The 23267-nt window shown below is 72.4% G+C and carries 24 protein-coding genes and 1 pseudogene; 15 read left to right on the forward strand and 10 right to left on the reverse strand.

From position 1 onward, the window contains the following. Positions 1 to 54: 54 nt before the first annotated feature. From GA0070613_RS15755 to GA0070613_RS15770, 4 genes are all read left to right on the forward strand, one after another. A complete protein-coding gene (locus GA0070613_RS15755; RefSeq protein ID WP_197699083.1) occupies positions 55 to 594 on the forward strand; it encodes an SRPBCC family protein in 540 nt (179 codons plus the stop codon). A gap of 110 nt (positions 595 to 704) precedes the next feature. Further along, the gene (locus GA0070613_RS15760) at positions 705 to 1244 is read left to right on the forward strand and encodes an HPP family protein (protein WP_089012997.1); all 540 of its coding nucleotides are present in this window, start codon (positions 705 to 707) and stop codon (positions 1242 to 1244) included. 3 nt (positions 1245 to 1247) lie between these two features. After that, entirely contained in the window at positions 1248 to 3824 is a 2577-nt protein-coding gene (locus GA0070613_RS15765) for a molybdopterin oxidoreductase family protein (protein WP_089012998.1), read from the forward strand. A gap of 1 nt (position 3825) precedes the next feature. Further along, entirely contained in the window at positions 3826 to 4284 is a 459-nt protein-coding gene (locus tag GA0070613_RS15770; RefSeq protein WP_089012999.1) for a hypothetical protein, read from the forward strand. Positions 4285 to 4291: 7 nt separating this feature from the next. On the opposite strand, the gene GA0070613_RS15775 is transcribed toward GA0070613_RS15770, so the two are convergent. Continuing rightward, complete coding sequence (locus GA0070613_RS15775) at positions 4292 to 5539, reverse strand: cytochrome P450 (RefSeq protein ID WP_089013000.1); 1248 nt, start codon at positions 5537 to 5539, stop codon at positions 4292 to 4294. Between the two features lie 218 nt (positions 5540 to 5757). Between GA0070613_RS15775 and GA0070613_RS33960 the strand changes: the two genes are divergently transcribed. Then, entirely contained in the window at positions 5758 to 5883 is a 126-nt protein-coding gene (locus tag GA0070613_RS33960; protein ID WP_269459041.1) for a hypothetical protein, read from the forward strand. A 46-nt stretch (positions 5884 to 5929) separates the two neighbouring features. Here the strand turns inward: GA0070613_RS33960 and GA0070613_RS15780 are convergent, their stop codons facing one another. After that, the gene (locus GA0070613_RS15780; protein ID WP_089013001.1) at positions 5930 to 6148 is read right to left on the reverse strand and encodes a DUF397 domain-containing protein; all 219 of its coding nucleotides are present in this window, start codon (positions 6146 to 6148) and stop codon (positions 5930 to 5932) included. Between the two features lie 67 nt (positions 6149 to 6215). On the opposite strand from GA0070613_RS15780, the gene pepN reads away from it, so the two are divergent. The 9 genes and pseudogenes from pepN (at position 6216) to GA0070613_RS15825 (ending at position 15414) form a co-directional block, all read left to right on the forward strand. After that, a complete protein-coding gene (gene pepN, locus GA0070613_RS15785) occupies positions 6216 to 8732 on the forward strand; it encodes an aminopeptidase N (RefSeq protein ID WP_089013002.1) in 2517 nt (838 codons plus the stop codon). A 126-nt stretch (positions 8733 to 8858) separates the two neighbouring features. Continuing rightward, positions 8859 to 9455 carry a nicotinate-nucleotide adenylyltransferase gene (gene nadD / locus GA0070613_RS15790; protein WP_089013003.1) on the forward strand — a complete coding sequence of 199 codons (597 nt, stop codon included), beginning with the start codon at positions 8859 to 8861 and terminating at the stop codon, positions 9453 to 9455. Positions 9456 to 9565: 110 nt separating this feature from the next. Then, on the forward strand, positions 9566 to 9976 hold the full coding sequence (gene rsfS, locus GA0070613_RS15795; RefSeq protein WP_089013004.1) for a ribosome silencing factor: 411 nt from the start codon (positions 9566 to 9568) through the stop codon (positions 9974 to 9976). Further along, on the forward strand, positions 9973 to 10602 hold the full coding sequence (locus tag GA0070613_RS15800) for a histidine phosphatase family protein (protein WP_089013005.1): 630 nt from the start codon (positions 9973 to 9975) through the stop codon (positions 10600 to 10602). Before rsfS ends, GA0070613_RS15800 begins: the two co-directional genes overlap by 4 nt. 47 nt (positions 10603 to 10649) lie before the next feature. After that, on the forward strand, positions 10650 to 11522 hold the full coding sequence (locus GA0070613_RS15805) for a DegV family protein (RefSeq protein WP_089013006.1): 873 nt from the start codon (positions 10650 to 10652) through the stop codon (positions 11520 to 11522). A gap of 213 nt (positions 11523 to 11735) precedes the next feature. Continuing rightward, positions 11736 to 11867 carry a hypothetical protein gene (locus GA0070613_RS33965; RefSeq protein ID WP_269459075.1) on the forward strand — a complete coding sequence of 44 codons (132 nt, stop codon included), beginning with the start codon at positions 11736 to 11738 and terminating at the stop codon, positions 11865 to 11867. A 405-nt stretch (positions 11868 to 12272) separates the two neighbouring features. Then, complete coding sequence (locus tag GA0070613_RS15815) at positions 12273 to 13157, forward strand: ComEA family DNA-binding protein (protein ID WP_089015972.1); 885 nt, start codon at positions 12273 to 12275, stop codon at positions 13155 to 13157. A gap of 62 nt (positions 13158 to 13219) precedes the next feature. Beyond that, a pseudogene (locus GA0070613_RS15820) lies at positions 13220 to 14038 on the forward strand (ComEC/Rec2 family competence protein); the annotation flags it as partial. Positions 14039 to 14049: 11 nt separating this feature from the next. Beyond that, entirely contained in the window at positions 14050 to 15414 is a 1365-nt protein-coding gene (locus tag GA0070613_RS15825; RefSeq protein ID WP_089013007.1) for a recombinase family protein, read from the forward strand. A 6-nt stretch (positions 15415 to 15420) separates the two neighbouring features. On the opposite strand, the gene GA0070613_RS32070 is transcribed toward GA0070613_RS15825, so the two are convergent. The 5 genes from GA0070613_RS32070 to GA0070613_RS15855 all read right to left on the reverse strand — a co-directional run bounded on the left by GA0070613_RS32070 (position 15421) and on the right by GA0070613_RS15855 (position 18423). Beyond that, positions 15421 to 15609, reverse strand: a complete 189-nt coding sequence (locus tag GA0070613_RS32070; RefSeq protein ID WP_157746360.1) for a hypothetical protein — start codon at positions 15607 to 15609, stop codon at positions 15421 to 15423. A gap of 690 nt (positions 15610 to 16299) precedes the next feature. Further along, positions 16300 to 16557: a hypothetical protein gene (locus tag GA0070613_RS15840; protein ID WP_089013010.1), complete on the reverse strand. Its 258-nt coding sequence runs from the start codon at positions 16555 to 16557 to the stop codon at positions 16300 to 16302. A gap of 128 nt (positions 16558 to 16685) precedes the next feature. Continuing rightward, positions 16686 to 17789 carry a hypothetical protein gene (locus GA0070613_RS15845; protein WP_089013011.1) on the reverse strand — a complete coding sequence of 368 codons (1104 nt, stop codon included), beginning with the start codon at positions 17787 to 17789 and terminating at the stop codon, positions 16686 to 16688. Next, positions 17786 to 18064 (reverse strand): hypothetical protein, encoded by a 279-nt coding sequence (locus GA0070613_RS15850; protein WP_089013012.1) that lies wholly within the window; start codon positions 18062 to 18064, stop codon positions 17786 to 17788. Before GA0070613_RS15850 ends, GA0070613_RS15845 begins: the two co-directional genes overlap by 4 nt. Continuing rightward, positions 18061 to 18423, reverse strand: a complete 363-nt coding sequence (locus tag GA0070613_RS15855) for a hypothetical protein (RefSeq protein WP_089013013.1) — start codon at positions 18421 to 18423, stop codon at positions 18061 to 18063. Before GA0070613_RS15855 ends, GA0070613_RS15850 begins: the two co-directional genes overlap by 4 nt. A gap of 763 nt (positions 18424 to 19186) precedes the next feature. Here GA0070613_RS15855 and GA0070613_RS15860 point away from each other — a divergent pair. Beyond that, positions 19187 to 19441 carry a hypothetical protein gene (locus GA0070613_RS15860; protein WP_089013014.1) on the forward strand — a complete coding sequence of 85 codons (255 nt, stop codon included), beginning with the start codon at positions 19187 to 19189 and terminating at the stop codon, positions 19439 to 19441. 691 nt (positions 19442 to 20132) lie between these two features. Here GA0070613_RS15860 and GA0070613_RS15865 read toward each other — a convergent pair. The 3 genes from GA0070613_RS15865 to GA0070613_RS15875 form a co-directional block, all read right to left on the reverse strand. Next, complete coding sequence (locus GA0070613_RS15865; RefSeq protein ID WP_157746361.1) at positions 20133 to 20630, reverse strand: hypothetical protein; 498 nt, start codon at positions 20628 to 20630, stop codon at positions 20133 to 20135. A 56-nt stretch (positions 20631 to 20686) separates the two neighbouring features. Continuing rightward, on the reverse strand, positions 20687 to 20986 hold the full coding sequence (locus tag GA0070613_RS15870; RefSeq protein WP_089013016.1) for a hypothetical protein: 300 nt from the start codon (positions 20984 to 20986) through the stop codon (positions 20687 to 20689). Positions 20987 to 21176: 190 nt separating this feature from the next. Continuing rightward, positions 21177 to 23261, reverse strand: coding sequence for a bifunctional DNA primase/polymerase (locus GA0070613_RS15875; protein ID WP_172875828.1), 2085 nt, complete (start codon positions 23259 to 23261; stop codon positions 21177 to 21179). Between the last annotated feature and the right edge of the window lie 6 nt (positions 23262 to 23267).

The following is a 23267-nucleotide window of genomic DNA, read 5'->3' on the forward strand; positions in this document are numbered from 1 at the left end:
AGCGCTGCGGGATGCGGGCGGTCCATCCCCGGACGCCCGGGCTGAGGAGATGTGATGGCCAGCAGAGGAACGAGGTGGGCGGTGGCGGGCGCCGCCACGGCGGCCGCGATCGGTGTCGGCCGGATGGTCGCCCGACGGCGGCGTCCACACCAGCTCGAGCGGGTGGACGGCTGGTACGTCGTCCGGCGGGGGATCATCGTGGACCGCCCGATGGAAGCCGTGATCGGCTTCTGGACCGACCGGGAACGGCTGGACCGGGCGCTGGCCGAGTGGGCCACCCTGGAGCGGCTCGACGAGAACCTGTGGCGCTGCGTGGCGAGCGACCCCGCCGGCAGGGGCACCGAGTGGCGTGCCGAGCTCACCGTCGACGGTCCGGGCCGGCTGAGCTGGCGGGTTACCGAGGGGCCGGTGGCCGAGCAGGGGCGGGTCGAGCTGGTCTCCGCCCCGCAGGACCGGGGCACCGAGATCCGGACCGAAATGCGCTGGCGGTCCAGCCCGGTCCGCCGGGCGCTGGGGCTGACCACCGGCCGGGACCCGGAGATCGGGCTGCGGGACACGCTGCGCCGGGTCAAGTCGCTGGTCGAGACCGGCTAGTTCCGGATGCCGCTGGACCCGACCGCCGGCCAGTTGGCCCCCCCGACCGACGGCGCAGCCGGCCCGACGCGGTCGATTCGTTCGGCGGGCGGCCGGGTACAGCAGTCGTCATGCCTGCGCAGAACGAGGAGAAACCGTCCCCTGCCGGCACCGCCGCAAGAGCGTTCGGCGGCAGCGCCGTCGCCCTGGTGGTGGCCGGCACGGTCGCCCTGCTGACCCGGCAGCCGTGGCTCTTCCCCAGTCTCGGCCCGGCGGTCGTGCTGCACGTCGAGCAGCCCGGCAAGCCCGAGTCCTCGCCCCGCAACACCCTCATCGGGCACCTGGTGGCGCTGCTCGCCGGGTACGCGATGCTGGTGCTGACCGGGCTCGCCGACCATCAGTCCGCCCTCCAGGAGGGCGTCTCGGTGCCCCGGGTCATCGCGGCCGTGGGCTCCCTCGCGGTCACCGCCGCGGTGTTGGTGCTGCTGAGCGCCGCGCACCCGCCGGCGGGCGCGACCACACTGATCGTGAGCCTGGGGCTGCTGCGCACCCCCACCCAACTGGTGACCGCGTTCGCGGCCGTGCTCCTGGTGACCGTGGTCGACCTGCTGTTCAACCGGGCCACCGGCCGGCGGATGCCGCTGTGGCGGGAAGCTCCAGAGGAGGGGTGAGAGATGGTGGACCGGATCGCGGACCCGTGGGGGCCGCGCACCCCGTACGGGCCGGGGGAGCGGTGGCCGGTGCGGGTGGACAGCTTCCTCGCCGACGGGCACACCGAGGCCGACGTGCAGCGCTGGGTGCCGACCGCGTCGATCCTGCACTCCAACGGCGACGCGATGGACATCGCGGTGGTCGACGACCGGATCGTCGGGGTCCGTGGGCGGGCCGGCGACCGGATCAACCACGGCCGGGTCGACCCGAAGGACCTGTACGGCTGGCAGGCCAACCACAGCCCGGACCGGCTGCGCCGGCCGCTGGTGCGCGAGGGCGACCGCCTGGTGGAGACCGACTGGGACACCGCGATGGGCCGGATCGTGGCCCGCTCGAAGGAGTTGCTGGACGGCCCGGGCGGCTGGGGGCACTTCGGCTTCTACACCAGCGGCCAGCTCTTCCTGGAGGAGTACTACACGCTCGGCCTGATCGGGAAGGCCGGGCTCGGCACCCCGCACATGGACGGCAACACCCGGCTCTGCACCGCCACCGCCGCCGCCGCCCTGAAGGCGTCGTTCGGCACCGACGGGCAGCCCGGGTCGTACACCGACGTGGACCACTGCGACGCGATCGCGCTCTGGGGGCACAACGTCGCGGAGACCCAGACGGTGCTCTGGATGCGCATGCTGGACCGGCGGCGAGGGCCGAACCCGCCGGCGATGCTCGCGGTCGACCCGCGCGCCACGCCGGCGGCCCGGGAGGCCGACGTGCACCTGGCGCTGCGCAACGGCACCAACGTGGCGCTGCTCAACGGCCTGCTCCGTGAGCTGATCCACCGCGGCTGGTACGACGAGGAGTACGTCCGGGCGCACACCGTCGGCTTCGACGAGCTGTGCCGGGTGGTCGACGACTACCCGGTGGCGAAGGTGGCCGAGATCTGCGACCTGCCGGCCCGCGACATCGAGCGGGCCGCCGACCTGCTCGGCCACTCCTCCCGGCTGCTCTCCACCGTGCTCCAGGGCTTCTACCAGTCCAACCAGGCCACCGCGGCGGCCTGCCAGGTGAACAACCTGCACCTGATCCGGGGCATGATCGGCCGGCCCGGGGCCGGGATCTATCAGATGAACGGCCAGCCGACCGCGCAGAACAACCGGGAGTGCGGCGCCGACGGCGACCTGCCCGGCCTGCGCAACTGGGAGAACCCGGAGCACGTCGCGGAGCTGGCCCGGCTCTGGAACGTCGAGGTGGACACCATTCCGCACTGGGCGCCGCCGACCCACGCCATGCAGATCTTCCGGTACGCCGAACAGGGTTCGATCAAGCTGCTCTGGATCTCCGCCACCAACCCGGCGGTCTCCCTGCCGGACCTGGCCCGGGCCCGCCGGATCCTGGCGAAGCCGGAGCTGTTCCTGGTGGTGCAGGACCTGTTCCTGACCGAGACCGCCGAGCTGGCCGACGTGGTGCTGCCGGCCGCGACCTGGGGCGAGAAGACCGGCACCTTCACCAGCGTCGACCGGACCGTGCACATCTCCGACAAGGCCGTCGACCCGCCCGGTGAGGCCCGTCCGGACCTGGACATCTTCCTCGACTACGCGCGCCGGATGGACTTCCGGGACTCCGCCGGAGCGCCGCTGATCAAGTGGTCGGACCCGGAGTCCGCGTTCGAGGCGTGGCAGGAGTGCTCGCGGGGCCGGCCCTGCGACTACACCGCGATCACGTACGAGCGGCTGCGCGCCGGCGGCATCCAGTGGCCGTGCACCGAGGAGCACCCGGACGGCACCGAGCGGCTCTACACCGACGGGGTCTTCAACACCGACCCGGACTACTGTGAGTCGTACGGTCACGACCTGGCCACCGGGGCGGAGCTGCTGCCCGACGAGTACCGGGCCAAGGAACCGCGCGGGCGGGCGTTCCTGCACGCGACGCCGTACCAGCCGTCGCCGGAGGTGCCGAGCGGCGACTATCCGCTGCTGCTCACCACCGGGCGCACCGTCTACCAGTTCCACACCCGTACCAAGACCGGGCGGGCCAGCCAGCTGATGCACGCCGCGCCCGAGGTGTGGGTGGAGCTCAGCCCGGCCGACTCCCGGACGCTCGGGGTGGGGGAGGGGGACCTGGTCCGGGTCGAGTCGCCGCGCGGCGCCGTCCGCGCCCGGGCCCGGATCTGCGGGGTACGCCCCGGCGTGGTCTTCCTCCCCTTCCACTACGGCTACTGGGACGCCGCCGACCCCGCCGGGCCCGGGCCCGGCGGGGTCGGCGGTCCGGGAGGCGGCGCTCCCGGCGAAGGCCCGGATGGCGGCGCTCCCGGCGAAGGCCCGGATGGCGGCGCTCCCGGCGAAGGCCCGGATGGCGGCGCTCCCCACGGCGGTGCCGACGGGCGGCACGAGCGGGCCGCGAACGAGCTGACCATCACCGCCTGGGACCCGGTCTCCAAGCAGCCGATCTTCAAGGTCGCCGCGGTGCGGGTGGTGAAGGAGGCGGACTCCGGGGGCCGCCCCTCGCCCGCGCCCACCGTCGGGGGCTCCGCGCCGCCCGAGGGATCGGGCATCCCGGCCACCGTCGGCGGGCCGGCCGCCGAGGCATCCTCGAGGGGGGAGTGACATGCAGCTGGCGCACTATCTCGGGCTGCTGCACAAGGCTCAGACCCGCCTCGGCGACGCGTTCACCGAGGTCGGCGAGGCGCACCGGGAGGAGCCGGACGTCTTCCACACCTGCCAGAAGCTGACGGTCCAGTGCCGCCGGCACGCGGAGCAGCTCGAGCCGTTCTCCCGCCGGTACGCCGAGGACGCCCCGGCGGAACCGGACCGGCTGCACTCGCAGCTCTTCTCCGGCACCCGGACCGGCGGCATCGGGCTGCTCCGCGACCTGCAGGATCTCTACCTGATGGCGGCTGAGTGCGACATCTGCTGGGCGGTGGTCGGTCAGGCCGCGTACGGGGCCCGGGACGAGGACCTGCTGGCGGTGGTGAGGTCCTGCGAGCAGGAGACCGCGATCCAGCTCAAGTGGCTGCGTACCCGGATGAAGCAGGCCGCCCCGCAGGCGCTGGTGGTGGCGGAGTGAGCCCGGCTCACGCGGTGCGGCGGACGCCGTCGATCAGGAAGCCGCTCGGCGGCAGGGTGGGTAGCCGGCGCAGGCTGAGCGCCAGGTCCTGCGGTGGCACCCGGTAGCTCATGGCCGCGGTCAGGTTGGTCACCGCGCGCTTCATCAGCTCGATGGTGAGCCACTCCCCGGCGCAGCGGTGGCCGGTGAGGTGGTCCCCGCCGCCCTGCGGGACAAGGTTGAACGGGTCGCCGCGCCAGCCGACGAACCGGTCGGGCCGGAACTGCTCCGGCCCCGGCCACAGCTCCGGATGGTGGTTGGTGCCATAAAGGTCGAGCAGCACCCGCCGCCCCAGCGGGAAGTGGTGGCCCGCCCACTCGAAGGGGCGCCGGACCCGGGCCGCCGCCACGGAGAAGAACGGGTAGTAGCGGCGCACCTCCTGCACGAAGGTCTCGGTGGCCGGTTCGTTGCCGCGGACCCGTTCCCGCCAGTGCGGGTGGTCGTGCAGCGCCATCGCGGCGAAGACCACGAAGCGGTCCACGGCGACGGTCGGGCGGAGGACGTTCAGCAGCTCCACCGCGGCGATCCGGCGGGGCAACGGGCGGCCCCGGTCGTCCCGGTGCTCGGCGATCACCCGCAGCGCGCTGCCCTCCGGGGCGGGCAGCGCGCCGGTCCGGGCGCGGTCGACGACCGCGCCGGTCCAGCGTTCGGCGCGGCGGCGGCCGAGCAGGCCCCGCCAGTGCCGAGGGCCGAGCGCGGCCGAGGCGTCGATCATCGCGTGCAGCTCGGCGGTGCGCAGGGCCACCTCCGAGTCGGCCAGCGGCACCCCGGCCCAGGCGCAGACCGCCCGGGTCAGCATCCGGGCGACCTCGTCGTAGAGCACCACCGGGCCGGACCGCTCCCAGACCGGGATCCGGGCCCGCCATTCGTCGTCGAAGAGCTGGCCGAGCTGGTGGATCGCGGCGGGCGTCATGATCGACATCAGCATCGCCTTCCGCACCCGGTGCGCGGCGTCGTCCAGCCCCTGCACCCCGCCGACCCCGGTGAGCGTTCGCTGCCCCCGCATCGGCATGGCCCCCCGCCGCCGGAAGCGGTCGTCGTCGTAGAAGAGCTCGGCGGCGGGCCGGCCACGCAGGCAGATGGTCGGTTCCAGCAGCAGCCGGGTCTGGAAGATGTCGCTGCCGTACCGGTCGCAGCGGTCGGCGATGAACCGGTAACCCTCCCGAAGGAACGCCAGGGTGCTCTCCGGGCTGCGGTCGACGGGGATCCTGCTCATCTGCTGCTCCTGACCTGGTTCCGGCAGCGGGCTCGGCCCTCGGCCGTCTGCGTCTACCCCCGGGCGGCCGGCTGAACCGCCCATCATCACCGAATCCACCGCCCAGGAGAGGGGCCAGCCGAAGCTCGTCGCGCTGGCCCCTCCCCGGACGACGGAAATCTGTTTGGCCGCCGCATGCGAGGCCGGCCGGCCGGGCCGGATCGACGACGGGAGGACGAATGCGGGACAACAGGTCGCCGTCCTGGCGGCAGCGGCGGGTGGTCGACGCGCTCGGCGCCGGCGTCCGGGCTTCCACCACGCCCCCGGGTACGGGCGGTCTCGGCTGGGGCGAAGGTGATCTGTGAACGCCGCCGGGAGGTGGCGCACCGTCCCGGCGGCGGAGCGCCGCGGTCAGTCCAGGTCGAACTCGCCGTCCTGGGCGCCCGCGACGAACGCGTCCCACTCGGCCTGGGTGAAGACCAGCACCGGCCCGTCCGGCTCGGCCGAGTTGCGCATGCCGATCAGGTCGTCGACGAAGGCCACCTCGACCGCGCTGTCGGAGGTGTCGCCCTCGGCCCGCTGCCAGACCGCCCGGGTGAGGTCGAAGTCGCCCTTGGGGTGCTGACCCATCCTTGTTCCTCCATCGCCGCGCGTCACCGGGGAGCCGGTCCGGATCCCCATCGGGCAGGATAAGCGGATGCCGAGCCTGACCCGTGTAGAGGCGACCGCGCGTGGCGCGCTGATTGCCGTCGAGTCCTACCAGGTGAACCTCGACCTGACCGGTGCCGGCGAGCGGTTCCGCTCCGCCGTCACGATCCGGTTCCGGGCCACCCCCGGCGCCGAGACCTTCGCCGAGGTCAAACCCGCCAGACTGCTCGAGGTGCGACTCAACGACCGGGCGCTCGACCCGGCCGCGCTGGCCGACAACCGGCTCCCGCTGACCGGCCTGGCCGAGGAGAACACGCTGACCGTCCGCGCCGAGATGGTGTACTCGAACACCGGCGAGGGGATCCACCGCTTCGTCGACCCGGCCGACGGCGAGACGTACCTGTACGCGATGTCCTTCCTCGACGACGTGCAGCGCATCTTCGCCGCGTTCGACCAGCCGGACCTGAAGGCGCCGGTCGCGCTCTCGGTCACCGCCCCGCCGGAGTGGACGGTCGCGGCCAACGGCCAGCTCGCCGCCCGGCCCGCGCCCGGGCGCTGGGAGTTCGCCCCCACCGCGCCGCTGGCGACGTACTTCTTCACGCTGATCGCCGGCCCGTGGCACGTCCGGCACGACGAGCACGACGGCATCCCGCTCGGCGTCTACTGCCGGCGCTCCCTGGCCACCCACCTGGACGCCGACGCGGACGAGATCTTCACCGTCACCAAGCAGTGCCTCGACCGGTTCCACCAGCTCTTCGCCGAGCGCTACCCGTTCGGCAAGTACGACCAGGCGTTCGTGCCCGAGTTCAACGCCGGCGCGATGGAGAACCCGGGCCTGGTCACCCTCCGGGACGACTACGTCTTCCGGTCCGCGGTCACCGACAGCCAGCGGGAGCTGCGCGCCACCACCATCGCCCACGAGATGGCGCACATGTGGTTCGGCGACCTGGTGACCATGCGCTGGTGGGACGACCTGTGGCTGAACGAGTCCTTCGCGGAATACCTCGGCACCAGGGTGACCGCGGAGGCTACCCGCTTCGACCAGGCGTGGACGACCTTCGCCATGCGCCGCAAGGCCTGGGGGTACGCGGCCGACCAGCGGCCCTCCACCCACCCGGTCGCGCCGGAGGAGGTCGCGGACGCCGCGCAGGGGCTGCTCAACTTCGACGGCATCTCGTACGCCAAGGGCGCCAGCGTGCTGCGGCAGCTCGTCGCCTGGCTCGGTGACGACGACTTCCTGGCCGGGCTGAACGCGCACTTCGCCGCCCACCGGTTCGGCAACGCCACCCTGGCCGACCTGCTCGGCAGCCTCAGTGCCGCCAGCGGGCGGGACCTCACCGACTGGGCCGAGCGCTGGCTGCGCCGCGCCCAGGTGAACACCCTGCGGATGGAGACGGCGGTGGACGCGGACGGCCGGTGGACCGAGGTGGCGGTGGTGCAGACCGCGCCGGACGGTTACCCGGTGCTGCGGCCGCATCGCATCGGCGTCGGCCGGTACGCCGCCGACGGGACGGCGAGCCGGTTCGAGGTGGACCTCGACCCGGACGCCGACAAGGGGCGTACCGAGCTGACCGGGCTGGTCGGGGAGGCCGCCACCGGCCTGCTGCTGCCCAACGCCGGCGACCTGACCTTCGCCAAGATCCGCCTCGACCCGGCCTCCGCCGACGCCGTGCCGACGGTGCTGCCGGGGCTGGCCGACCCGCTGGCCCGGGCGCTGCTCTGGGGTGAGGCGCTCGACGCGGCCACCGACGGCGAGCGGCCGGTGGCCGCGGTGGTGGCGCTGATCGCGACCGCGCTGCCCGCCGAGACCGAGGTGATCATCGCGGAGGACGTGCTCACCCTCAGCCGCGGCCTGATCGACCGCTACCTGGACCCGCTGGCGCGGGAGGCCGCCCTGCTCCGGGTCGCCGGGGCCTGCGCCACGCTGCTCGCCGGGGCGCCGGCCGGCGGGTCGCTCCAGCTCGCCGCGGCCCGAGGCCTGATCTCGTCGACCACCGACACCGCGCTGCTCGGCGGCTGGCTGGCCGGCGACGGCGTGCCGGCGGGGCTCGCCGTGGACGCCGACCTGCGCTGGGCGCTGCTGTTGCGCCTGGTGGTGCTCGGCGCGGCCGGCGAGCCGGAGATCGCCGCCGAGGCGACCGCCGACCGCAGCGCCACCGGGGCGGAGCGGGCCGCCAGTTGCCGCGCCGCGCTGCCCGGCCCGGCCGCCAAGCGGGCCGCGTGGGAGATCGTCACGGTCAACGCCGAGCTCTCCAACCGCCTCGTGGAGGCGACCGCGGAGGGCTTCTGGCAGCCGGAGCAGGCCGAGCTGACGGGCCCGTACGTCGAGCGGTACTTCGCCGACATGCCGGCCGCCGCGCGGCTGCGTACCCCCTGGACGGCCGACCGGGTGGCGACCCTGGCCTTCCCCCGCTACGCCGTGGCGCAGCCCACCCGGGAGCTGGCCGCGGCCCTGCTGGCCCGCGACGACCTCACGCCGGGGTTGCGGCGGCGGGTCACCGACATGGACGACGACCTGCGCCGCGCGCTGGTCGCCCGGACGGCGGTGGCCGCCGCGGCGGCCTGACCGGGGTCGAGGCCGGGCTCGCCACGGGCCCGGCCCGGCCCGGCGCGGGGCCGCGGCGGCGACCGATGATCGGGACCGCCGGCGGCCCCGCCTGGCGTCCACCCGGCACCGGCCTACGATCGTTTGGTGGAGGAAGACATCCGGCGGATCGGGATCATGGGCGGCACCTTCGACCCGATCCACCACGGGCACCTGGTCGCGGCCAGCGAGGTGGCGGACCGGTTCGAGCTGGACGAGGTGGTCTTCGTCCCCACCGGCCAACCGTGGCAGAAGGCCGACGAGCCGGTCAGCCCGCCCGAGGACCGCTACCTGATGACGGTCATCGCCACCGCCTCCAACCCCCGGTTCCAGGTCAGCCGGGTGGACATCGACCGGGGTGGCCCGACCTACACCGTCGACACCCTGCGCGACCTGCACGCCGAGTACGGCCCGAAGGTGCAGCTCTTCTTCATCACGGGCGCGGACGCGCTGGAGAAGATCCTCTCCTGGAAGGACCTGGACGAGATCTTCGAGCTGGCCCACTTCGTCGGGGTGACCCGGCCGGGCTTCGAGCTGACGGACAAGCACCTGCCCGCCGACACGGTCAGCCTGGTGCAGGTGCCGGCGATGGCGATCTCCTCCACCGACTGCCGCGCCCGGGTCGCCCGGGGTGAGCCGGTCTGGTACCTGGTACCGGACGGTGTGGTGCAGTACATCGCGAAACGGCGCCTCTATCAGGAGTGATACCGCCCGGAATGCGAGCGTATGTCCCCGTAATCGACCAGAACTGACAAGTCGTCGCCCAGCCGGGTGTGAGAGGCTTGGAGGGTCGCACGGTTGATCGAAGGAGAACGGTGACAGTTTCCGAACGCGCTCACGAGCTGGCGATGGCCGCCGCCCAGGCCGCGGCCGACAAGAAGGCACAGGACATCGTCATCATCGACGTGGGCGACCAGCTCGCCATCACCGACGCGTTCGTCCTCGCCGCGGCCCCCAACGAGCGTCAGGTGCTGGCCATCGTCGACGCCATCGAGGAGCGCCTGCTCGAGCTGCCGGAGAAGGCCAAGCCGGTCCGGCGCGAGGGCGAGCGGGGCGGCCGCTGGGTGCTGCTCGACTACGTCGACATCGTGGTGCACGTCCAGCACACCGAGGAGCGCGAGTTCTACGCCCTCGACCGGCTCTGGAAGGACTGCCCGCAGATCCCGTTCGTGGACCGCGACCTCGTCGACGCCGACTCCGCCGCCGGCGCCTCCGCCGCGGAATGACCCGCCTGATCATCTGGCGGCACGGCAACACCGACTGGAACGCCGCCAACCGCGTGCAGGGGCAGACCGACGTGCCGCTCAACGACCTCGGTCGGGAGCAGGCCCGGACCGCCGCGCCGCTGCTCGCCGGGCTGCGCCCGGACGCCATCGTGGCCAGCGATCTGTGCCGGGCGGTCGACACCGCCGCGGCGCTCGCCGCGCTGACCGGGCTGCCGGTACGCACCGACGCCCGGCTGCGCGAGCGATACTTCGGCCTGTGGCAGGGTCTCTCCCTGAGCGAGGTCGCCGAGCGCTTCCCCGACGAGTACGCCCGCTGGCGGGCCGGCGACCCCGATCCGGGCGCGGAGATCGAGACTCTTGACGACCTGGGCAAGCGGATTGGCGCGGCCTTCCAGGACGCGGCCGACCTGGCCGTCGGTGGGACCGTCGTGGTCAGCACCCACGGTGGCGGTGCCCGTCAGGGCGTCGGCCACCTGCTCGGTTGGGACCACGCGGTGCTGCGCAGCGTCGGCTCCCTGTCCAACTGCCACTGGACCGAACTGCGCCACGACGACGTCCGGGGCTGGCACCTGCGCGCCCACAATGTCGGGCTGATCACGCAGCCGGCGCTGACCGAGGCGGTCTGACCGTACGGCCCAGGCACGCCGCGACGACATCGGCTAGCGTGCCGGGCATGCCCGTCGCGGTCGTCACCGACTCCACCGCCTACCTCCCTCCCGAGCTGGTGCGGGCGCACCGGCTCACCGTCGTCCCGCTGACCGTCGTGCTCAACGGGTCCGAAGGGCTGGAGGGGGTGGAGACCTTCCCGGCCGACGCCACCCGGGCGCTGAGCGGGCGGCGGGTCTCGGTGAGCACCTCCCGCCCGTCGCCGGAGCAGTTCGCGCAGGTCTACCGTTCGCTGCTGGCCGGGGGCGCCGACGGGGTCGTCTCGGTGCACCTCTCCGCCGAGCTCTCCGGCACGGTCGAGGCGGCCCGGCTGGCCGCCGCCGAGGTCGGCGACCGGGTCGCGGTGGTCGACAGCCGCGCCACCGGGATGGGCCTCGGCTTCCCGGTGCTCGCCGCCGCCGCGGCCGCCGAGAGTGGCGCGGACCTCGCCGCCGTACGGCAGGCCGCGCTGGACACGGTCGACCGGACCACCGTCTTCTTCTACGTCGACACGCTGGAGTTCCTGCGCCGGGGTGGCCGGATCAACGCCGCCGAGGCGCTGTTCGGCACCGCCCTGTCGGTGAAGCCGATCATGCACATGCCGGACGGCGCGATCGTGCTCAAGGACAAGGTGCGCACCGCCAGCCGGGGCGTGGCCCGCCTGGTGGCCCTGGCGGTCGAGGCGGTCGGCGACGCGGCCGTGGACCTCGGCGTGCATCACCTCGCCGCGCCGCAACGCGCCGAACAACTGCTCGCGGCGCTCACCGACCGGCTCGGCGACCGCCTGCACGACACGTACGTCACGGAGGCCGGGGCGGTGGTGGCGGCGCACGCCGGACCGGGCCTGGCCTGCGTGGTGATCCACCGCCGCCCGGGGACGGACACGGCGTCGGAGGGCTGACCGGGTCCTCCGTGGTGACCGGGTCCGACGTGGTGACCGGTCCTACGTGGTGACCGGCGGGGGTCGGGGCGTCGGCCGGGCGATCGTGGAGCGGCTGTCCGCCGACGGCGGCACCGTGGTCGTCGTTGAACGGGACCCGGAGGCGCTGGCCTGGCTGCCGGCGCATCCCGCCGCGCGATCGTCAACATCTCCTCCCACCAGGCCCGCCGCCCGGTGCCCGGCGCCCTGCCGTACGCGACCGCCGTGGCGTTCCTGCTGTCGCCGCAGGCCGGCCTCATCAACGGGGTGACCCTGCCGGTGGACGAGGGCCGCGCGGCGCTGGGCCTCGACCCGCAGGCCCGGTGAGGTCCGCATCCGTCCCTTACCACGTCGCCTCATGATCAGGGCGTTGTCCACAGGGGAGCCCATCGTCCACACAGGGCTCGCTCGGGCCTGAGCGGGGCCGCTGGCCCGCCCTAGCCTCGCCTCGTGTCAGATGACGAGGAGAGCCGGGTGCGGCAGCGGCTGTCCCGACTGTTCGACCCGCCGCCGACGGCCACGGCCGACCCGTCATGGGGCTCGGCGCTGCCCGCCGATCTTCGGGCCGCCCGTCTCGACCCGTCGTCGGGCTCGGCGGTTCCCGCCGACCTGCGGGCCGCCGATCCCGACCCGGCGGCCCGTTCCCGCCCGCGGCCGGCGGGTCCGCTGGTCGCGATCCAACCCGACTGGCCGACGTTCGACCTGCTTCCCACGGCCCGGTCGCACCCGCCGATGCCGGACCCGTCCCAGGGCCCGGTCCTGGGCATCGAAGCCGCGGAGTCGCCCGGATCGGTCACGTCGGAGTCGCCCGAGGGGTCGAACTCCGGCCCGCGTCGCCTGTCCGGGCCGCGCCGGTCCACCTCGCCCCGGGTCGCCGTGGGAAATCAGTTCATCCTGTCCCCGGCCGCGGTCAGGGCACCCCCGGCCGCCGTCCGGGACGACGAGAAGCCCTCGGGCCCGCCCTCCCGCCTGCCCGGCCCTGGCCCGTTCGACCCCGGACGGCGCGGAGTGCGGGCGCTGATCGCCGTCGCCCTGGTCGTGGTGCTCGGTGCCGCACTCTGGGCCTGGCGGTCCCGGCCGCACGCCGAGCCCGTCCGGCCGGCGTCGACGCTCGCCGCGCCGGTCGCTCCGGCGCCGTCCCTCGCCGGCTCGCCCGGCGCGGCGAACGGCCAGATGGTGGTCGCCGTCGCCGGCAAGGTACGCCGCCCCGGACTGGTGCGACTGCCGGCCGGCGCCCGGGTCGCCGACGCCGTCGACGCGGCCGGGGGAGCCCTGCCCGGCGTGGACGTGGCACTGCTCAACCCGGCCCGCAAGCTCACCGACGGCGAACTGGTCCTGGTCGGCGTCGCCGCCCCGCCCGGCCCCGCCGGCCAGCCCGCGGCCGGCGGAGCGGCCGGCCCGGCGGCTGCTGGCGCGGCACCGGGCGGGCCGGTCAACCTGAACACCGCCACCCTGGCCCAGCTCGACGCCCTGCCCGGGGTCGGACCGGTGCTCGCCCAGCGGATCCTCGACCATCGGGAGCAGCACGGCGGCTACCGGTCGGTGGCGGACCTGCGCCAGGTCGAGGGCATCGGCGACGCCCGGTACGAGCAGCTCAAGGACCTGGTGACGGTGTGAGCAGCAGGAGCGCCACCGCCGAGAACCGCCGCGGCGACGGGCCGGCCGACCGCCGGATGACGATGGACGACGGTCCCGCTGTTCCGGACGCCCCACCCGCCGGCGACGGGACCCCGGAGGTGGCCCCCGACCTGCGCCTGGCCGGGCTGGCCGTGGCGGCCTGGCTCGCCGCGCTGGCCGGGCTGCACCTCACCGCCGCGGGGGCGGCCGCGCTGGCCGCCGTCGCCGCCGGCCTCGCCGCCCCCGTCGGCGTCCACCTGCTCGGCGTCCTCGGGCGTCCGGCAGCTCCGGTCCGCCGGCACGGCTGGGTCGTCGTCGCCGTGCTGATCGGAGTGGTCTGCGGTGCGAGCGCGACCGCCGCCCGCCTGGTGGTCCGCGATGCGGCCCCGATCCGGGAGCTGGTGGACGAGCGGGCCCTGGTCACCGTGGAACTGGTCGTCCGCGACGACCCACGGCCCGTCCGTGGCGCCGCCGGCCGGCCGGCGACCCTCCTGGTCCGGGCCGACTTCGAACACCTCACCGGTCGGGACGGCCAGCGGGTGGCCGGACCGGTCCGTGGCCTGGTGCTGGCCACCGGCTCGGCCTGGCGGGGGTTGCTGCCCGGGCAGCGGGTGGGCGCGCAGGGGCGGTTGACCGCGCCGCGCGGCGGCGACCTGACCGCCGCGGTGCTCACCGTGACCGGCCCGCCGACGCCGCACGGCCCGCCGCCGTGGCTCCAGCGCGCGGCCGGCACGCTCCGCGCCGGCCTGCAACGCGCCTGCGCACCCCTGCCGGACGAGCCGGGCGGTCTGCTGCCCGGTCTGGTCGTCGGCGACACCAGCCGGCTGACGCCCGCCGTCGAGGCGGACTTCCGGGCCACCGGCATGACGCATGTCATCGCTACCCTAAGGCGGTGACTACCGCCGCGATCTACGTCCGCATCAGCTCGGACGACACTGGGGAAGGGCTCGGCGTGGCCAGGCAGGAAGCCGAGTGCCGCGCCACGGCCGAACAGCTCGGATGGACCGTCACAGAGGTCTACCGGGACAACGACATCAGCGCCTACTCCGGCAAGCTCCGGCCAGGGTATGAGCGCCTGCTGTCCGACGTGGAGGCCGGCACCGTACGCGGCCTGATCGTCTGGCACGCGGACCGCCTCCACCGCTCTCCGAAGGAGCTGGAGCGCTTCATTGACCTGGCCGAGCGCACCCGCCTCCAGGTCCAGACCGTCCAGTCCGGCCGGGTGGACCTGTCCAGCCCGGACGGCCGGATGCGTGCCCGGTTGCTCGGCACTGTCGCCCGGTACGAGAGCGAACACAAGTCGGCCCGTATCCGGCTCAAGATGGCGCAGAACGCGAAGGACGGCAAGCCGCACGGCGGACACCGGCCGTACGGGTGGGAGCCGGGCCGCATGATCATCCGGGAGAGTGAAGCTGCCGTCATCCGGGAAGCCACGTCGCGCATCCTGGCCGGGGAGCCGCTGCGCTCGATCTTCCGTGACCTGAACGCACGCGGCCTCCACAACGCGAGCGGGAAGCCGTGGACCCACCCGACGTTCCGTAACGTGCTGCTCCACGCTCGCCACGCCGGACTCCGCGAGCACAACGGCCAGGAGGTGAGCGTGGCCGCGTGGCCGGCGATCATCCCGCCGGAGACGTGGCGCGCCGTGCGCCGGGTGCTGAACGATCCGGACCGGGTGACCACTCCAGGACGCGGGGGCCGGTTGCACCTGCTCTCCGGGATCGCGGTCTGCGGCGTGTGCGGCTCGCCCCTGCGCGTGGGTCACAGCAGGTCCACGGAGGCGTACCGCTGCATGGCGTCCGCGTGCGTGAGCCGCCGCCGGGACCGGCTGGAGGAATACGTGGAGGCCGTGGTGATCGCGCGCCTGAGCCGCGCGGACGCTGCCGCCCTGCTCGCCCCGGAGGATGACGGGGGAGAGCGCGAGCGCGCCGCTCAGGCGGCGGAGCGGGTACGGCAACGGCTGGACGACGCGGCGGCTAGCTTCGCGTCCGGCGTGATCACGGCGCGGCAGCTAGCCACGATCACCGGGCAGCTCCGGCCAGAACTGGCCGCGCTGGAGGCTGCCGCCGCGCCTCCGCCGGACCGCGCCTCCGTGCTCGGGGAACTCGTCACGGCCGGGGACGTGGCGAAGGCGTGGGAGGCGCTGAGCCCGGACGCGCGCCGGACCGTGGTCCGCCTGCTCATGGAGATCAAGGTGAGCCGGGGCCGGCGCGGACCGGGTTTCAGCACGGACGGGATTGAGATCGTGTGGCGCTGACCAAGGTCACAGACTGGTCGGGTCCCGGTACTCCGCGCACTGCCGGTTGCGGCACTTCTCCACGGGCTGCCACTGGTCCGTGTCATCCAGGCTGCCCGCGTTGGCCCACCCGAGTTCCCGCCGCTGGCCACAGGACGGGCACGGCTTGGGCTTGTACAGGTGTCGGGTAGCGCTGGTGAAGGTAGGGGTGTCCATGTGGCGGACCCTAGCCACTGGAGCATGAGCAGGGGAGCCGACGCGCCGGGTTTCTCCACTGCGCATTGTCGAGTGTCACTGCGCGGCGGAGCAATCCACCCGGTGCGCCTTGACCACCCCGACCGCCCACGCGAGCATCCCGCAACCGTCGTCCCGGCACTGCGCGCAGCGGCCGGTAGCACGGTGCGGGGTGGCCGGCTCGGAGTGTGCCGTGATCACGCGCTTAGCCGTCCAGAGCACGAGAGCCGGCGTGATCGGTCCGTCATCCATGGGCATGGTCGGTCCCTCCGCAGAAACGGCGGACCCCGGGCACGGAGACTAGTCACGTACCCGGGGTGCCTTCGCCACCCACCGTGACCTGTCACACCCGTTAGTGTCAAGAGTGACAGGTGTCGGATGTGACAGTCTCGCGTTGCATAGCGTCGGATCATGGTCCGTAGGTTGTACGGCAGCGCAGAGCTACAGGAGCGCCTACAGGTGTCTCGTGCTCGGGTCGTACAGATCACGAGCCGCCCGGACTTCCCGGAGCCGTTCGATCGGTTGGCCGGGGGAGCGGTGTGGCTCGTGGAAGACGTGGAAGCGTGGATCGCGGAGCACCGGCCGCACCAGGCGCGCGGAGCCGACCCGGACGAGTGCTGAGACAGCGAAGGGCCCGGACCTGATCAGGTCCGGGCCGTTCGTCCAGGTGGCTCAGCGGCTAGCGATCTTCTCCAGCCAATCGGAGATGTACCGCGCGTGCGTGCCGACCCCGAAGCCACTTTGATCTTTCAAGGCAACCTCCACGCCGCTGACTGCGTGGCGCAGCTCGCGGATCTCGTCGGCCACGGAGAGAAGCGCGTAGACCAGCGCTTCATGGCGGTGTTCCTCTGCTTCGGCGGCCGTCACATCATCTGAGTGGGCATCCCCGAGCAGGTCCAAAACGATCGTGCGCGCGGTTGGCTTGGCCACGGCGTCTCCTCCAGTGATCCGGCGGTCCCGTGATCCTGACCGTCCGGACCGGTGCCGGTGGTCGATCTGTCGGGTGGACGACACAACGGCCCGGACCTGCTCAGGTCCGGGCCGTTCGTCCAGGTGACTCAGGCGCTCTGAGACGCCTTCGCTTTCGCCACCTTCGCAGCGGCACGCTCCAGGGGCGCGAGGGTCGCAGCGGCGCGCTCGCGCGTCTCCCTGGCCGCCTCCACCGCGTTGCCGGCCAGGAAGGACCCGGCGGAGAAGAGGCGTCCCGCTCCGGGGTCGTCCACGGTCTGCCGTACCCGGTCGATCTCCATCAGGTCCGCGATCGTGGCGTCCAGCTCCCCGATCGCGGCGTCCAGGCGCGCCAGCCCGTGAGCGGCCTGATCCCGGAGGTACGTCACGTACTCGTCCCGGCGCTCCGCGATACCGGCCGCCACCTCGTGCTGCACCTTCTCCACGGCATCCCGGGTACCCGCGGCCACGGCCTCCGCGGTGTCCGCCGCTTCCTGTAGGTCGCGCCCGAGTCTCGAGACTTCCTCGGTGTCCAGCGCCTTCCCGGCCATGGCCGCTTCCGACGCGAGCCGCCGCACCGTGGCCGGACCCTCCATAGCCGCAGTGCGAGCCGCGTGCGCCTCACTGGCGAGCCGGTCCGCGTGCTCCGCCATGCCGGCCAGGCGCGTGAGATCCGCCCTCGTGGCCGCGTGGACGTGCCGGTCCGGGATGGTGCCGACGCCCCGGACGGACAGCGGCTCACCGGTCCACACGCGCGGAGCCTTGCTACCGGCCGGAGCAGGCTCCAGGATCCCCGGCTTGATCGGGAACGGCTCCGTGAGGGTCCACAGCTCGTCCATCTGGCCGGCCTGCGCCATGTCCCGAGCCTGCCGCTCGCCTTCCGCGTCCGCGAGCGGGCACTGGCTCGCGTTGGCCTGCTCCTGCGCCGGACCGTGCTCCGTGGCAGTGCCGTGACCCACGATCACCACGGCACCCTGCCGGAAGATCGGGTGCACGAGCGCCCCGGACGTCTGCATGCCGCTCGCCCCGTTGTAGCTAAACGACTCGGGGGCGCAGGTGCACCCGTCCGGCATGTCCCCGGACTCTGCGGCGTAGGCGAGCATCGCGGCCAGGATGGTGGAGGCACTGGCGCTGTGATGCTCCCTCGTGTCCACGGTCCAGACGTGGAGGGACGGGGAGTACCGCACGCGATCGTCGGTCGGATAGATGGTCATCGGGAAGCCTCCATGAGTCGGGTCCAGGCGGCTTCCGCCGCGTCATCCGCGCACCCGGGGCAGTAGCCACGGGGAGCGGCCTTGCGCTTGCTACGGGCCGGCTCCGGGGCCGGCTCGCCCCACTGCTCCAGGTATGAGCGCGCCTGCCGTGCCACGAGATCCGCGGCCAGGTGCTCCAGGTCCGTCACCCGGGACGGGATCAGGGGTCGGCGGTGGATCCGGCACTTCCCGAGCGCGCCCGGGGTAGCCATGTCCGGCCGGGCGAGCGGGCTCACTGCGCGATTCCCTGTTCGATGCTGACTACGAAGGCAGCCGGCAGGCGCAGCCCGTAGAGCTGGACGCGCTCGCGCTCCAGGGAGAGCAGCGTGTTGAGCACCCGCACGGTGTCCTGCGTGGACAGATCCGAGTCCAGCAGCGTGTTGCAGCGGCGCATCCACCCGTTAATCCGCGCTTCCGACTGCCGCCGGAGGGTGTCCGCTTCCTGTGCCGGGATGCGCTGGAGCGCGGCCTGTACGCGTCGTGAGGCTGTCGCACGGCCGATCTCCAGGCGCTCCGCGATCACGTCGATGGAGTGTCCGGCGTTGCTCAGCTCCAGAGCCCGTATCTCCTGCTCATGGCGCTTTCCGGCTGTCATTCGGGGCATGTCTCATTGTATCAAGGTTTGTATCAGATCGGGCGCATCATAATACCGCTTATGGTGGGGGTGATCCGGCGTGGTGGACCCGATCCGCAGCATGAACCTGAACGCGGAGAAGACGGATCGTGCGCGGCCGGGGGGAGCGGGCGCTGTCGCTCGTGCGGCCCGCCGGTTGTACGCGGTCCGGAAGCGCCCCGGCATGTACATCGGTTGCAAGCCCCGTTCAGGCTCCCCTTCTAGCGCATCCACCGCTGAGGTAGGTCCCTGCCTCCCGTGGTCTCTGACCTGGGCAATCGATGCCGCTGGAGGTACCTCCGCTTGCCCGAAACGTCCACTCCCGACGACGACTAGCTCACAGAGTCCGGGGTACGAGCGCCGTTTTTCAGACCGAGCCCGCAAGATATGCGCACCGGGTGCCACGGCTCTGTCGGGTCGCTGTGATTCCGTAGAGCTTGCCCCCTGCGGGACCCGCCTACCGGCGGCAACGTGGGCGTGCAGCCGCAGAGAAGACATCCGCGCGGCTAGCACGTTGGGTTAGTGGCAAGGCGGAGCGCCTTAGGTGCGACGCCCTGCCGCACGGTCGGGCGGGACGGAGTTGTACGCCCCGGCCATTACAGTGCTTTGAACGTGGCCGATGACCCGCAGTCGGGGGTCATCAAGGCGGCGGGTTCCCGGGGACTGCCATCCCCGGGGCCGCCTTGACAGGTCGCGTCTCACCGAATGTCCAGCCATGAACATGCAAGGGGAGGAACCACAACCGATGACCACGGTACCGAGAGGGTCTGAGCAGCACCAGAGCGGCACCGGCAACGGGCCGGAGAAGTTCCTGATCGGGGCGCTTGTCCTGATCTTCGTGGTGGCGCAGGCCACGATGGTCTACACCCTGAAGCTCGCTGACGACCCGAGCAGCGTTGCCCCGGTGGTGGTGCCGGCCAGCAGCGCCATCTCCCTGGCCGCGATCAGCGCCATCGCGGTGGTGCTGCGGAAGCGGCCGGGTCGGTCGCGTCGGTCCTAGCTGCGGGCCGGGTTGGTGGAGCCGGTGCCGAGTTCATCGGTGCCGGCTTCACCAACCTCGTCAACATGCACATGGACACGGGACACGCGGAGACGTGGACAAGATCATGGACAAGGCCACGGACACCATGGACAGGCGGACACGGACGGACACGGACACGCCGACCGTGGACAAGATCAGGACCCCGGACACGGACAACTGTCCGGACACCGTGGACAGTGGACACGGACGGACACCCGGTGTCCGGACAGCGCGGACAGGCTGGACAGGACAGCCGGACACGGTGACCCAATAGCCGGCCCGGACATGTCCTGACCTGCGGTTATGGCTCCGGGTGAACTAGTTCAGGGTGTCCTAGGTCCGGCCCCATACCTGCGTTGACCCGGGAAAACGGCTCCGCACGACCTAGGACACGTAACCTAGGTTCGGCCCCATACCGCCCCTGACCTGCGGTTACGGCTCCGGACAACCTAGGTTGCCGGTGGACACGCAGACACCCGAGCCGCGGACATGTCCACGGACACGCGGACAAGATCAGGACACGGACACGCGCCCGGACGGGAAGTGTCCAGGCGCGTTGTCCAGGCTGTCCGTCCTACGTGTCCTGTCCGGACACGGTGGACAGGACGCGCTTACGACGGACGCAGCGCGGACACGACTGCCGGCCGACCCGGGAAGTGTGCACCCCGCATCATCCCCAGGGCCGTGGCCCCATCTGATACTCGGCCACCATCCGCGCGAGGTGAGCATCCGATCCGGCGTCATCAATCACCCGACCAGCGTCTTCCAGCTCTTCCCTGGTCGCGGTTACCGCGTGATCACCGATGAAATCGACAGCCCCACGGATGTCAGGCTCAGCCTCGTCGATGATGACCGTGCTCGCGTGGACGAAACGGTTGCGCAAGACGCGGGCCCGATCAGCCTTGTCGAGGAAGCTTCGCAACCGGTCGGCAACCTCTTGCTCAATGACGCCGTCGTCCTCCCTGATCGCCAGGCATAGCCGGCACTGCTCGATTATCCGGACGAACGTCATCCTTTTGTTGGCCCGTCGCGCCGCGTCCGGCGACGTCATCCTCGGTGTCTGAAGCCAGGCGAGCAGGCTAGCGATGTTCACCTCCAGCCGCGCACCGCCGAGGACGATCCGGCCGTACAGCTCCCTCACCTCTGGATCGTTCACGTCGAGTGGCATCCCGACATGGTCGCTGACTACGGAGAGAGGCACCAGCATCAGGAGGGGACCATGGCTCACCGGGCCAACTCCAGGTGGCGCCGGTACGCGGACGACTGCCGGCCACGGAGCGCCGTCACCCACTCCGGCCGGAACGGCTCCGCCGCGATCCGGATCCGCTCGTACTCATTGCCCCGGTGACAGTGCGAGATCCGCTCGGTGACGTCCCCGGGGGAGTGGTCCGGCTGCTCCACGGTGCCGGCTCCGTGCCAGTGCAGGCCGTTGCACGGCTCGCAGGGGACCACGAGGGACAGGGGCGTACCGGTGGACAGGTGGCGGTTGCTGGCGGCCAGGTAGCCGGTGACGGTCTGCGTCATGACCGTTTCCTTCGTGGTCAGGTTGATCGGCCAGGGAGGGATGACCTCCCCCCGCCTTGCTTTTCGATTGCTCCCCCACCGGCCCCGGTGACCTCCCCCCTCCCGCTCCCCCTAGAGGGCGGGGGAGCGGGGGAGGTGGAGGTGACCTCCCCCGCTCCCCCGGGGGGAGGTGGGGGGACGTGGGGGGAGGTCACTGCTCGGCGCTCTCTCCCTGGCCGCTCTGGCCGTCCACCTCCGGCGCGAGGCGGTGGAGCTTGGCGTTGCGTAGTCCCCGCTCCACGAGCACCCGGCCGGAGTCCTCCAGCCACGCGAGCGCCTTGCCCACGTCTCCCTTGCGGACGTGGGCGCGTCTCTCAATTTCGGCCAGGGACAGCGGCTCCGGGCGACCGTCCAGGGCAGCGACCACGGCGGCCACGGGCTTACGGAGGTGGCTCGGGATCGGGTTGGTGTCGTCCGCCTCGTCCTCGTCCACGAACGGAGGCCACAGGATCAGGCTGACCATTTCGCCGCTCGTGGCATCCCCCACGAGATCCCCGATGTGGGTCAGGTTGGCCTCGTCCGCCTTGCCGTACGGCCGGAGTCCACCGTTGCGATCCTTGGTGATCAGGACCTTAGAAACGCCCTTGGAGCCGCGTCCCCACGTCTTCGTGACCTCCATCGTGAACATCACGCCCGTGAGTCCGGCCAACTTGTGCTGCGCCCCGATGCTGTACCGGCCGCGCGCGTCCCGGTTCTTCACCACGTGGTCAGTGGTGAGCGTGGCCGTCCCGAGGGTCAGAGCCGGTTTCACGAGCGCCTGACGCCACTTCGCGATGTCGTCCTGACTCATGATGTCCTGACCCATGAGCGCGGCACCTTCGGTCCATCCGTCGTACACGAGCAGTTCCGCCGGACCGTCCGGGAAGGTGAGCAGCGCGAGCACGTCACCGGCCCGCGGCGCGCCTTCCGGCCGGACGTAGCGGAACTGTCCGGATGCCGGCCGGAGCCGGTCCGCCAGTACGCCGAGATCCAGCAGGCGACCGACCACCGTTGCCGCGTCATCCTCGAAATCCACGTACAGCACCCGGCCACCGGAGAGCAGCACGTCCCGGGCGCACATGAGCGCGAACCACGTCTTGCCGCTCTCCGGCTCACCGGCCACCGCGTGCTCTTTGCCCCGGTAGAGCAGCGCCACGCCGTCCTGACGCTGCGCTAGCTCCGGCACCACCCGCACGCGCTTCCCGGAGAGCACGTCCGTGAGGTCATCAGCCGTCCAGCCCGGCGCGGCCTGCTCTCCCTGGCCGGTGCTCTCCAGGTGGTCCGGCACGACGGTCCACGGGTCCGCCTTGCCGTCCCGGATGCCGTTGCGGATCTGCGTGTCTGCGTCCCGGTGCGTCCGCTGGTATCCGTTGGCCTGCGCCGCGTCCAGGAGGGTCCGGTGTGCCTCCGGCTCCGTCATGAAGCCGGCAGCCACGCAGCGACCCGCGATCACCGCGACACCGGCCAGGAGGTTGCTCCGCCCGTTGCCTTCGGTGGTCAGCGACCGGAAGCGGTCCACCTGCTCCGCGAAGGTGGCGAGCCCACCGGCACGTGACTTCGTGCCAGCGCCACCGATCAGCATGGACGCCGGGGGGAACGGGTCCGCCACCGTGCCCGGCGTGCTCACCGGAGCCGGCTCCGGCTCGGTCAGGAAGGCGAGCCACGCGGCCGGTAGCTCCGGCAGCTCCGTCCGCTCCGGCACCCGGCCGCTCGGCTCCCCGTCCGGTCCGTACCACCGGTACGGCTGCCCGGTCCCGGGGTGGATGCTCGGCGCTACCACGGCGTACCGGTGGCCGCGGTGGATGATCTCCACGTCCTCCCCGTACGCCTTGCGGAAACGCTGCTCCGCGTCGGCCAGGTCGGTACCGGTGCCGGGGACGTGGAAGAAGTGGATCCGGGACGGCTGCCCGGGGCCGCGCGATGTGCTGGACCATGTGGCCGGCAGCTCCCCGAGGTCCGCTACGGCCTTTGCCAGCGATTCCGCGCCGCGCTTGTCTCCGTAGCTGTCCACGTCGATTCCGACCGTGCCGGCCATGCGGAGCCCGATGTTGTGCGCTGCCTCCGGACCCTCCGTCCAGGCGTGGAGATCCGGGCCGGAGACGTTACGACCTTCCCTGCCGGTGTATCCCCGCGGCGGCCACTTCTTTTCCTTGACCGGGATCGGATTGGCCCAACCGGCGCGCCAGTACGCCATTGCGTGCGAGGCGTACGGACCCGAATTACCAACTTCCGCGTTAGAATCGGAGGCGGTGGTCATAGTGGG

The organism is Micromonospora inositola (assembly GCF_900090285.1).
Lineage (GTDB): Bacteria > Actinomycetota > Actinomycetes > Mycobacteriales > Micromonosporaceae > Micromonospora > Micromonospora inositola.

What these genes read in the sequence shown, in the direction of transcription:
- GA0070613_RS15770 (WP_089012999.1), top strand. Translation starts at nt 3,826, where the DNA reads ATGCAGCTGGCGCACTATCTCGGGCTGCTGCACAAGGCTCAGACCCGC.
- GA0070613_RS15860 (WP_089013014.1), top strand. Translation starts at nt 19,187, where the DNA reads ATGACCACGGTACCGAGAGGGTCTGAGCAGCACCAGAGCGGCACCGGC.
- GA0070613_RS15780 (WP_089013001.1), bottom strand. Translation starts at nt 6,148, where the DNA reads ATGGGTCAGCACCCCAAGGGCGACTTCGACCTCACCCGGGCGGTCTGG.
- GA0070613_RS15760 (WP_089012997.1), top strand. Translation starts at nt 705, where the DNA reads ATGCCTGCGCAGAACGAGGAGAAACCGTCCCCTGCCGGCACCGCCGCA.
- GA0070613_RS15765 (WP_089012998.1), top strand. Translation starts at nt 1,248, where the DNA reads ATGGTGGACCGGATCGCGGACCCGTGGGGGCCGCGCACCCCGTACGGG.
- GA0070613_RS33960 (WP_269459041.1), top strand. Translation starts at nt 5,758, where the DNA reads ATGCGGGACAACAGGTCGCCGTCCTGGCGGCAGCGGCGGGTGGTCGAC.
- GA0070613_RS32070 (WP_157746360.1), bottom strand. Translation starts at nt 15,609, where the DNA reads ATGGACACCCCTACCTTCACCAGCGCTACCCGACACCTGTACAAGCCC.
- GA0070613_RS15815 (WP_089015972.1), top strand. Translation starts at nt 12,273, where the DNA reads ATGCCGGACCCGTCCCAGGGCCCGGTCCTGGGCATCGAAGCCGCGGAG.
- GA0070613_RS15875 (WP_172875828.1), bottom strand. Translation starts at nt 23,261, where the DNA reads ATGACCACCGCCTCCGATTCTAACGCGGAAGTTGGTAATTCGGGTCCG.
- GA0070613_RS15755 (WP_197699083.1), top strand. Translation starts at nt 55, where the DNA reads ATGGCCAGCAGAGGAACGAGGTGGGCGGTGGCGGGCGCCGCCACGGCG.
- GA0070613_RS15865 (WP_157746361.1), bottom strand. Translation starts at nt 20,630, where the DNA reads ATGCCACTCGACGTGAACGATCCAGAGGTGAGGGAGCTGTACGGCCGG.
- GA0070613_RS15870 (WP_089013016.1), bottom strand. Translation starts at nt 20,986, where the DNA reads ATGACGCAGACCGTCACCGGCTACCTGGCCGCCAGCAACCGCCACCTG.
- GA0070613_RS15805 (WP_089013006.1), top strand. Translation starts at nt 10,650, where the DNA reads ATGCCCGTCGCGGTCGTCACCGACTCCACCGCCTACCTCCCTCCCGAG.
- GA0070613_RS15800 (WP_089013005.1), top strand. Translation starts at nt 9,973, where the DNA reads ATGACCCGCCTGATCATCTGGCGGCACGGCAACACCGACTGGAACGCC.
- GA0070613_RS15845 (WP_089013011.1), bottom strand. Translation starts at nt 17,789, where the DNA reads ATGACCATCTATCCGACCGACGATCGCGTGCGGTACTCCCCGTCCCTC.
- pepN (WP_089013002.1), top strand. Translation starts at nt 6,216, where the DNA reads ATGCCGAGCCTGACCCGTGTAGAGGCGACCGCGCGTGGCGCGCTGATT.
- GA0070613_RS15855 (WP_089013013.1), bottom strand. Translation starts at nt 18,423, where the DNA reads ATGACAGCCGGAAAGCGCCATGAGCAGGAGATACGGGCTCTGGAGCTG.
- GA0070613_RS15775 (WP_089013000.1), bottom strand. Translation starts at nt 5,539, where the DNA reads ATGAGCAGGATCCCCGTCGACCGCAGCCCGGAGAGCACCCTGGCGTTC.